This window comes from Actinomadura sp. 9N407 (assembly GCF_044326315.1).
GTDB lineage: Bacteria > Actinomycetota > Actinomycetes > Streptosporangiales > Streptosporangiaceae > Spirillospora.
The window spans coordinates 460,141-466,638 of sequence record NZ_JBIRAW010000003.1 but is presented as its reverse complement, the minus strand read 5'-3'; the positions used below and the strand labels follow the sequence as shown (position 1 = coordinate 466,638).

The following is a 6,498-nucleotide window of genomic DNA, read 5'->3' as shown; positions in this document are numbered from 1 at the left end:
GACCCTCGACGTCCAAGGCTTCTACGCCGCCATCCAATCGGTCTTCGACATCCACCAGACCGGACACGGCAACGCCCTCAGCGTCACCGGCTACCCCATCCTCATGCAACTCGAAGGGATGAAGGACCGCATCAAGGCGCAGTGAGCGCCGACGCGAAACGCGCGGCGCGTTCAGGGGACGTCAGCCCGAGCCGTCGAAGCCCTCGTCGGACAGGCCGGGATCGAGCTCCACCTCGAAGGTGTTGAAGGCCATCGCCAGCAGGCCGTACGTACCGACCGTGAAGACCAGGTCCATGAGCTGGTGGTCGTCCAGGTCGGCGGCCAGCGCCCGGTACGTCGCGTCCGAGAGGTTCGAGCCCTCCTCCAGCTCGTCCACCGCGGTGGTGATCGGTGTCGCGGCTCCCGTACGGACCCCGGCGATCTCCTCGTCGGTGACGCCGGCGCGCTTGGCGATCAGTACGTGCTGGGCCCACTCGTACCGGCAGCGCCGGCGCCAGGCCACCCGCAGGATGGCCAGCTCGCGGGTCCGTACCGGCAGCGTCGACGCGCCCAGCAGGTGCGCGTTGAACGTCAGGAACGCCCTCGCCAGCGCGGGATGCCGTGCGAGCAGCCCCAGCACGTTGGACGGAGGCAGCCGGCGTCCGGGCGCGATGGGCGCCAGCGCTTCGGTGTCCCACTCGTCACGGGGAAGCGGGGGGATGCGGGTCACGTGTTCCGTCCCCCGTTCACGCCCAGGATCTGGCCCGTGATGTAGCCCGCCTCCTCCGAGACCAGGAAGGAGCAGGCGGCGGCGATGTCCTCGGGCCGGCCGACCCGGCGGACCGGCGTCCGCTGGATGTGGTCCTCGACCGTCCCGCCGAGCCGTTCGCGCTCCTCGGCCCGGCGCAGCATCGGGGTGTCGATGAAGCCGGGCGGCACGGCGTTGACGGTGATGCCGGCCGGGCCGAACTCCAGGGCCAGGGCCTTGGTCAGCCCGTTCACCGCCGACTTGGCCGCCACGTAGTGCGCCATGAGCTGCTGGCCCGACTGCGCGCTGGAGGAGGAGATGTTGACGATCCGTCCCCAGCCCGCCTCCAGCATGTCGGGGAGCACGGCCTGGACGCAGTGGAAGACGCCGTTCAGGTTGACGTCGATCACCCGCTGCCAGTCCGCGAACTCCAGCCGGGTGAAGCGCTTGAACCCGTCCATGCCGGCCGCGTTGACCAGGATGGCGATCGGGCCGTGCCTCTCCCTGACGGCGGCCAGCGCCAGGTCCACCTGGGCCCGGTCGGTCACGTCGGCCGCCTGGGCGAAGCCCGGGCCGGCGGGTTTCAGGTCGAGGGTGGCGACGTGGTGGCCGTCGGCGCTCAGCCGCTCGGCGATGGCCAGGCCGATTCCCGAGCCGCCGCCGGTGACGACGGCCGTCTTCATACGAGGGCCTCGTCGCCGAAGACCGTGGTCCGCTGCAGCGTCCGCTCGGAGGAGGCGTCATAGGGGAGCGCCCGGTGCAGCATGCCCGTGTTGTCCCACATCACCAGGTCGCCGACCTCCCAGTCATGGGTGTAGCGGAAGCGCTCCTGGGTGGACCAGTCGAGCAGCTCGTCCAGGAGGGCGGCGCTCTCGCCGGGCTCCATCCCGACGATGTGGTCGGCCGTCGCGCCGATCACCAGCGAGCGGCGGCCGTCGCGGCGCTTCCAGACCAGCGACGTCTCCTGGGTGGGAACCGTCCGCCAGGCCGCCAGCTCCTTCTCGGTGGGGTCCGGCTTCACCTTGCGCTGCGCGGCCTCGAGGCTGTGCACGACGCGCAGGCCGTCGTAGCGCTCCCGCTCCTTCCCGGCCAGGTTCTCGTAGGCCGCGTAGGTGCTGGCGAACTGGGTCCCGCCGCCGACCATGGCGATGTGCCGGGCCGTGAGGGTGGTCGCCTTGCTCGGCACCCTCTCGGTGGTGCCGTCGATGTGCCAGTTGAAGGTGCCCTTGAGGTACTCGGCCGCCGGGTTCTTGGCCGGATCGAGGGTGATGGTGAAGATCTCCTGGCCGCCCAGCTTCACGACCTCGCCCACCTTGCGGCTGAACGCCAGCTGCGCGTCGTCGTCCAGGTGCAGCCCGCGGACGAGCAGCACGCCGCGCCACTTCAGCGCCTCCATGCAGCGGTTGATCAGCGTGTCGTCAAGCGGGTCCTCGACACCCGTCACGGCCACGCCCAGGTGCGGGCTCAGCGCCGTCGTCTCGATCATGGAAATCTCCCTTCCGAAGTAGGAGAATCCTACTCTCATCGCTGGAACATGCGGAAGTCCCCGTAGCTGATCTTGCTGGCCGGATGGACCGCTCCATTGGACCTAAAGCCCGTTCTCTCTTGCGAATGCTTGATTTGCTCATGGCGAGAATGTAGTTTCCAGCCATCGAGGAGGCAGGATGCGATTTCTGGACAGGGTGGCGGTCGCCACCGGCGCCGCACCGGGTATCGACGGCGGACGGGCGGTACGGCCGTGAAGCGGCTTCTCATCGACGGACGGCTCACCGAGGCCGGACGGACGTTCCCCACGCTCAATCCCGCGACCGGCGAGGTGCTCGGCCAGGCACCGGACGCGACGACCGACGACGCCGAGGCCGCCGTCGCGGCCGCGCGCCGCGCCTTCGACACCACGGACTGGGCGACCGACACGCAGCTGCGGATCCGGTGCCTCGACCAGCTCCACCAGGCGCTGATCGACCACACCGAGGAGCTGCGCGACCTCACCATCGCCGAGGTCGGCGCGCCGCGCATGCTCACCCACGGCGCCCAGCTGGAGCAGCCCATCGGGATGGTCCGCTACTACGCGGACCTGCTCAAGACCCACCCGCTCACCCAGGACCTCGGTGAGGTCGAGATCCGGGGCCAGCGGCACCACCGCTGGGTGGAGAAGGAGGCCGCCGGGGTCGTCGCCGCGATCATCGCGTACAACTACCCGAACCAGCTCGCGCTGGCCAAGCTGGCGCCCGCGCTGGCCGCCGGCTGCACGGTGGTGCTCAAGGGCGCGCCCGACACGCCGCTGACCACGCTGGCCCTGGGCGAGCTGATCGCCGCGCACACCGACATCCCGCCCGGCGTGGTCAACATCCTGACCTCGTCGGACTCGGCGGTGGGCGAGCTGCTCACCACCCACCGGGACGTGGACATGATCACGTTCACCGGCTCCACCGCCACCGGCCGCCTGATCATGGCGGCCGCGGCGGCCACGGTGAAGCGGGTCTTCCTGGAGCTCGGCGGCAAGTCCGCCATGGTCGTCCTCGACGACGCCGACTTCGCCGGCGCCTCCCTGTTCGCCGCGTTCACCATCTGCGCGCACGCGGGGCAGGGCTGCGCGCTCACGTCCCGGCTGCTGGTGCCCCGGGAGCACCACGACGCGATCGTCGAGCAGGTCGCGGCCAACCTCGGCCGGGTGACCTACGGCGACCCGGGCGATCCCAAGAACTACATGGGACCGCTGATCAGCGAGCGGCAGCGCGACAAGGTGGACGGCATGGTCCAGCGCGCCGTCAAGGCGGGCGCCACGCTGGTGACCGGCGGCGAGCGGGTGGACCCGGGCTTCTTCTACACGCCGACCCTGCTCGCCGGCGTCGATCCGGCCGGCGAGATCGCGCAGGAGGAGGTCTTCGGCCCGGTGCTCGTGGTCATTCCGTACGACGGCGACGACGACGCGGTACGGATCGCCAACGACTCGATCTTCGGGCTGTCCGGCGCCGTGCACAGCGCCGACCAGGATCGCGCCATCGCGGTGGCGCGCCGGATCCGCACCGGGACGTTCAGCATCAACGGCGGCAACTACTTCTCGCCCGACACCCCCTTCGGGGGCTACAAGCAGTCGGGCCTGGGCCGCGAGATGGGCGTCTCCGGGCTCGAGGAGTTCATGGAGACCAAGACGTTCGCGACGGTCGTCGGATGAGCCCGCTGGAGGGCGTCCGCGTCGTCGAGGTCGCCATGTACGGCTTCGTCCCGTCGGCGGGGGCCGTGCTCTCCGACTGGGGCGCGGACGTGGTCAAGGTCGAGCACGCCGTCACCGGCGATCCGCAGCGCGGGCTCCGGCAGACCGGCACCATGCGCGTCGAGGGCGACCCGAACCCCAACATCGAGCACGCCAACCGCGGCAAGCGCAGCATCGGCCTGAACATGGCCACGCCCGAGGGCAAGGAGGTGCTGCACGACCTGGTCGGCAGGTCGGACGTGTTCCTGACCAGCTTCCTGCCCGCGTCCCGGCGCAAGCTGGGGATCGACGTGGACGACATCCGCGCGGTGAACCCGCGCATCGTCTACGCGCGGGGCAGCGCGCTCGGCCCGCGCGGCGCGGAGGCCGAGAAGGGCGGCTACGACATGACGGCCTTCTGGGCGCGGGCCGCCACCGCGGCCAGCCTCACCCCGTCCGGCGTGGAGGGAATGATCAGCCCGCCCTCGCCCGCCTACGGCGACACCATCTCCGGTACCAACCTGGCCGGGGGCATCGCCGCGGCGCTGTTCCAGCGCGAGCGTACGGGCGAGGCACCGGTCGTGGACGTCTCCCTGCTCGGCAGCGGCGTGTGGGCCATGGGCCACGGGATCGGGCTGTCCCTGCATCTCGGCGAGCCGCTGGCGGCGCCGCCGACCGGCTCGCACGGCTCCCCGACCAACCCGCTGTCCGGCCTGTACGCCACGGCCGACGGCCGCTACCTCGCCTTCGTCATGCTCCAGCCGGGCCGGTTCTGGGCGGACGTGTGCCACCACATCGGCCGTCCCGAGCTGGCCTCCGACCCCCGCTTCGCCACCGCCGAACTGATCGCCGCCAACACCGCGGAGGCCGTCGAGCTCCTGCGGGAGATCCTCGCCGGCCGCACCCTCGCGGAATGGACCGAACGCTTCGCCACCCTGGCCGGACCGTGGGCACCGGTCCAGGACTCCCTGCAAGTCGGCGACGACGCGCAGATCCGGTCGAACGAGTACCTGGTCAGGGCGGGCGAGCTCGACCTCGCCGCCAGCCCGGTGCAGTTCGACGTCACCGCCCCCCGCCTTGGCCCAGCTCCCGAATTCGCCGCCCAGACCGAGGAGATCCTGATGGAACTCGGTCTGGACTGGGACCGCATCCTCGCCCTGAAGGCGGCGGGCGCGGTCACCTGATCGTCACCGTTCGGGGACCACTCCAAGGAGAACCGTTGAGACCCGTCAGACCCTTGATCATCGGAATGCTCGTCCTGGCGATGGCCGGATGCAGCGCCCGCTCCGGCGACACGCCGGGCGATTCCACGGCGGCCGTCACCCTCAAGGACTTCGGCACGCTGAAGAACGTCTGCCAGACCGGTACGCCCAAGGCCTCCACGAGCCAGGGCGTCACCGGCACCGAGATCAAGCTGGGCGTCCTGTCGGACGTGGGCTTCACCAAGAACCCCGAGTTCGGGAACGCGGCCAAGGTGTTCAGCGCCTGGTGCAACGACTCGGGCGGCATCAACGGGCGCAAGCTCGTCCCGGAGGTCCGCGACACCAAGCTGATGGAGGTCCGCCAGCGGATGCTGGAGGCCTGCCAGAAGGACTTCGCGCTCGTCGGCGGTGGCACCGCCCTGGACGCCATGGGCGTCAAGGACCGGCTGAGCTGCCTGCTTCCGGAGTTCTCCGCGCAGACCAGCCAGGTCCAGGCCCTGGGGTCGGACCTGCAGGTGGTCTCCAAGGGAGCCTCGGTCGGCCACAACGTCTACGCGGGCTTCTACAGCTGGCTGATGAAGGAGGCGTTCCCGTCGTCGGCCGCCAGCGTCGGCCTGATCGCCGGAGACTCGCCGGTCAGCAAGGTCATCAACGAGCAGACCAAGGAGACGCTCGCCGCGATGGGCGGCACGATCACCTACACCGACCTGTACCCGGCCCGCGGCGTCGCCGACTGGACACCGTACGCGCAGGACATCAAGAACAAGAAGCTCAAGGGCCTGGTCTTCCTCGGTGACTACCGGCAGCTCGCGAAGCTGCTGCAGGTGCTGACCGACATCGACTACAAGCTCGACTGGGTCGACGCCAACAACAACGCCTACGGCCCCGCGTTCCTGAAGCTGGCCGGCCCCGCGCTCACCGCGCAGGCCACCTTCGCCGACCTCAGCGGCATCCACCCGCTGGAGAAGGCCGCCGAGAACCCGGCGACCAAGCAGGTCGTCGACCTGTACGCCAAGTACGCCCCGGACGCCGAGGTCACGCTACCCACGCTGCGCGCCTTCTCCGCCTGGGTGCTGTTCGCCACGTCGGCCAGGGACTGCTCCGAGCTGACCCGCAAGTGCGTGTACGAGAACGCGGTCAAGCCGACCGAGTGGACGGCCGGCGGGCTGCAGGCCCCGGTGGACCTGTCCAAGACGACCGCGCCCCTGAAGTGCTTCAACGCGGTTCAGGCCACGGCCAAGGGCTGGACCGTCCCGGACTTCAAGCCCAACAGCGGCACGTACCGCTGCGGCGGCCCCGTCCACAAGTACGCCGGTGACTACGGCAAGCCCCTCACCCTGGCCATGCTGGGCAAGACCATGGCCGATGTGAAGTAG

General features: G+C 70.3%; 6 protein-coding genes. 3 read left to right on the top strand and 3 right to left on the bottom strand.

The window, feature by feature from the left end; all coding sequences use genetic code 11:
• Window positions 1-181 precede the first annotated feature (181 nt).
• The 3 genes from ACH34Q_RS07670 to ACH34Q_RS07660 are packed head-to-tail and all read right to left on the bottom strand — an operon-like array spanning window position 182 to window position 2,213.
• Window positions 182-709, bottom strand: coding sequence for a carboxymuconolactone decarboxylase family protein (locus ACH34Q_RS07670; protein WP_395982064.1), 528 nt, complete (start codon window positions 707-709; stop codon window positions 182-184).
• Complete coding sequence (locus tag ACH34Q_RS07665; protein WP_395982063.1) at window positions 706-1,410, bottom strand: SDR family NAD(P)-dependent oxidoreductase; 705 nt, start codon at window positions 1,408-1,410, stop codon at window positions 706-708. The genes ACH34Q_RS07670 and ACH34Q_RS07665 overlap by 4 nt, the downstream gene beginning before the upstream one ends.
• Window positions 1,407-2,213: a TauD/TfdA dioxygenase family protein gene (locus ACH34Q_RS07660; protein ID WP_395982062.1), complete on the bottom strand. Its 807-nt coding sequence runs from the start codon at window positions 2,211-2,213 to the stop codon at window positions 1,407-1,409. Before ACH34Q_RS07660 ends, ACH34Q_RS07665 begins: the two co-directional genes overlap by 4 nt.
• 252 nt (window positions 2,214-2,465) lie before the next feature.
• Here ACH34Q_RS07660 and ACH34Q_RS07655 point away from each other — a divergent pair, with 252 nt between their 5' ends.
• The 3 genes from ACH34Q_RS07655 to ACH34Q_RS07645 are packed head-to-tail and all read left to right on the top strand — an operon-like array spanning window position 2,466 to window position 6,498.
• A complete protein-coding gene (locus ACH34Q_RS07655; protein ID WP_395982061.1) occupies window positions 2,466-3,902 on the top strand; it encodes an aldehyde dehydrogenase family protein in 1,437 nt (478 codons plus the stop codon).
• Window positions 3,899-5,104: a CaiB/BaiF CoA transferase family protein gene (locus ACH34Q_RS07650; RefSeq protein WP_395982060.1), complete on the top strand. Its 1,206-nt coding sequence runs from the start codon at window positions 3,899-3,901 to the stop codon at window positions 5,102-5,104. Before ACH34Q_RS07655 ends, ACH34Q_RS07650 begins: the two co-directional genes overlap by 4 nt.
• Window positions 5,105-5,139: 35 nt before the next feature.
• The gene (locus ACH34Q_RS07645; protein WP_395982059.1) at window positions 5,140-6,498 is read left to right on the top strand and encodes an ABC transporter substrate-binding protein; all 1,359 of its coding nucleotides are present in this window, start codon (window positions 5,140-5,142) and stop codon (window positions 6,496-6,498) included.